This window comes from Mesorhizobium sp. M4A.F.Ca.ET.050.02.1.1, from assembly GCF_003997725.1.
Classification (GTDB): domain Bacteria; phylum Pseudomonadota; class Alphaproteobacteria; order Rhizobiales; family Rhizobiaceae; genus Mesorhizobium.
Genome location: NZ_RZSG01000803.1, coordinates 1 through 2646, shown reverse-complemented (window position 1 = coordinate 2646; position 2646 = coordinate 1). Strand labels below are relative to the sequence as shown.

At 64.0% G+C, this 2646-nt stretch carries 4 protein-coding genes and 2 pseudogenes; 4 read left to right on the top strand and 2 right to left on the bottom strand.

All coding sequences use genetic code 11. The features are described from left to right. Positions 1–125 (top strand): annotated as a pseudogene (locus EOA33_RS41000) (transcriptional regulator); the annotation flags it as partial. Between the two features lie 61 nt (positions 126–186). Continuing rightward, entirely contained in the window at positions 187–825 is a 639-nt protein-coding gene (locus EOA33_RS41575; protein WP_348628272.1) for an FAD-dependent oxidoreductase, read from the top strand. On the opposite strand, the pseudogene EOA33_RS31375 reads toward EOA33_RS41575, so the two are convergent. After that, a pseudogene (locus EOA33_RS31375) lies at positions 724–1290 on the bottom strand (glutathione S-transferase family protein); the annotation flags it as partial. The gene EOA33_RS41575 and the pseudogene EOA33_RS31375 overlap by 102 nt on opposite strands. A gap of 1 nt (position 1291) precedes the next feature. Then, the gene (locus EOA33_RS31370; protein WP_126053986.1) at positions 1292–1597 is read right to left on the bottom strand and encodes a Rieske (2Fe-2S) protein; all 306 of its coding nucleotides are present in this window, start codon (positions 1595–1597) and stop codon (positions 1292–1294) included. A 98-nt stretch (positions 1598–1695) separates the two neighbouring features. Here EOA33_RS31370 and EOA33_RS31365 point away from each other — a divergent pair, with 98 nt between their 5' ends. Together EOA33_RS31365 and EOA33_RS31360 are read left to right on the top strand one after the other, a co-directional pair. Continuing rightward, positions 1696–2154, top strand: coding sequence for a MarR family winged helix-turn-helix transcriptional regulator (locus EOA33_RS31365; RefSeq protein WP_126053987.1), 459 nt, complete (start codon positions 1696–1698; stop codon positions 2152–2154). A 153-nt stretch (positions 2155–2307) separates the two neighbouring features. Next, positions 2308–2646: TetR/AcrR family transcriptional regulator (locus EOA33_RS31360; RefSeq protein WP_145989391.1), on the top strand; the 339-nt coding region annotated here is incomplete at its 3' end.

Here is a 2646-nt window from a genome sequence, read left to right as displayed (position 1 = left end):
AATACAGCCTGACCGATCTCGGGCGTTCGATGTTCGTGCCCCTGTATCAGCTCGTCCAATGGGCCGAACTCAACCATGACGCGGTGCGCGAGGCGCGAGCCGCATTCGACGCCGCGCAAGCCTAAGGCGCGATGCGTTAGCGCGGTGGCTTGATTTGGCAATGCTGCTGTTCGGGCTGGGCGGGCAATGCAAGAATCTCTCGATATCGCGATTGCCGGCGCCGGGCCGGCCGGGCTGGCCACGGCGCTCTATCTCAACCGGTCAGGACACCACGTCACCGTCTTCGAGCGGTTCGATGAACCGAAGCCGGTCGGTTCCGGGCTGATCCTGCAGCCGACCGGGCTCAGCGTGCTGGCCGAGCTTGGCTTGCTCGACGACATCCTCTCATTGGGCAGCCGCATCGACCGACTGCACGGCGCCGACGCCGGAAGCGGCCGCACGGTGCTCGACATCCGCTATGACGCCCAACGCGGCGGCCGCTTCGGGCTGGCGGTGCATCGTGCGGCCCTGTTCGGCGTGCTGTTCCGCGCCGCCTGGCGCGAGGCGATCGCTATCGAGACGAATGTCGAAATCGAGGCTAGGAAGCACGGTGGCCTGATCACCTTGCCGGATGATCTGAGACAAACGCGAAGCCTTGGCGCGCAGGAAGGCCTCGAGGCGCTGCGGATAATCCTGGTCGACCGCTTCCTTCACCGACCGCCGTTCGCTCAGCGCCTGGCGCCATTCCGCGACCATCGGCTTTCGATCGAGGATGCCGAAATCGCTGATCCGGTCGAAGACGTCGAAATAGCGGAAGATCGGCCCGTAGACGGTGTCGACCAGTGAAAAATACGCGCCGGTGAACCAGGGCCCCGGGCTCGTGCGGTCTGCCAGTTCCGCCTCCAGCCGATCGAACATCGCCGACAGGCCGCTGGCTTCGGACCGGAACGCGGCCTCGCTGGAAGCGGAGTAGAACCGGCCGATGGCGTTCAGGATGGCTGAACCAAACTCGATCCAGGCGCGGTGCCGGGCGCGCGTCAGCGGATCAACGGGGTGCAGCGGATTGGCTTCGGTTTCCTCGAGGTATTCGAGGATCACCGCCGATTCGAAAATCACCGTCTCCTCGCCATCGCGATCGACGCTGAGCAGCGGCACCTTGCCGAGCGGCGAGATCGCCCTGAACCAGTCCGGCTTGTTGGCGAGATCGATCATCACGCGCTCGAATGGCACGCCCTTCTCTGTGAGTGAGATCGCCGCCCGCTGCACATAGGGGCACAAATGATGGCTGACGAGTGTGAGCTTGCCGGACATCTCACTCTCCCCAGACATAGTTGAGCGCGCCGTCCTCGACGCGAGTCGAGAGAAACATCAGGCGCGCGTTTTTAGGCGCCGGCCCTTCGACGCGGTCACCGCTGGCCATATCGAAGGATGCGCCGTGCCACTGGCAGACGAGCTTGCCGTCCTTGCAGTCGAGTGGTCCGCCGAAATGCAGGCAGGCATTGGCGGCCGCGCGGACGCGGTCGCCGCTGCGCCAGACATGCACCTCGCGGCCAAAGAACGGGGCAATCAGGCTGCCCGTCTCCGGTATGTCGGCGATCTTGCAGATTTCGTGCTTCATCGGATTTGCCTTTCATATCGATGCAGATGCATCTATATAGATGCAGATGCATTGATCGTCAAGCTTGATGCAATTGCATCTACCTTCTATGATTTGGCATGACCGAGAAAACCTCCCCTTCGCCTGCCGCCATCAAGGCCTGGGCCCGCCTGATACGCGTTTCGCGCCAGCTCGTGGAAAAGGTCGAGGATGCGCTGAAGGAGAACGGCCTGCCGCCGCTTGCCTGGTACGACGTGCTGCACGAGCTTGCCGAAGCGGGCGAGGGCGGGCTGCGGCCGTTCCAGCTGATCGAGCGGACCTTGTTTGCGCAATACAACATCTCGCGGCTGCTGGCGCGGCTTGAGGCCGATGGCCTGGTCGAGAAGCTGCCGGTCGCGGATGACGGCCGCGGCCAGACCATCCGCACAACCGGCAGCGGGCGCGAGACGCGTCGCCGCATGTGGGCCGTCTACGGGCGGTCGATCGCCGAGTTGGTGGGCGCCAGGCTTCCGGTCGAGGACGTTGAGACACTGGCCACCCTGCTCGGCAGGTTGCGCGATCCGCCTGCCGGCGACTGAGCCAGCCAGACCTGGCGGTTTGCGCGCTGCATCTGGATACCAAAATGATTTTCTCCATTTTGTCCTTGCGTCGGCAGCAGGATTGCGCAATATGCCGAACCGTAACGTACGGTACGCAACCAGGCGTGACCTTTCATCAGGCGAGAAAGAAACGTGTTGCAGGCAGGCGCCGAGATCGACAGCAGCGAGACGCTGACGGAGCGGCAGCAGGCCGTTCTCGACGCTGCCCTTCGCCTGCTCGTCGAGGAGGGCGATAGCCTGACCATGACCGCGGTGGCGCGGCGGGCAAGCTGCTCCAAGGAAACGCTCTACAAATGGTTCGGCGACCGCGACGGGCTGTTGACGGCGACGGTGCAGTGGCAGGCCTCCAAGGTGCGCGTGGCGCCCGTCGACCGCAAGGGCCTCGATATCGCCTCGCTGACGGCGAGCCTCGAACGCTTTGCCTCGGACTGGCTCAAGGTGATTTCGAGCGACACCTCGATCGCGCTGAAC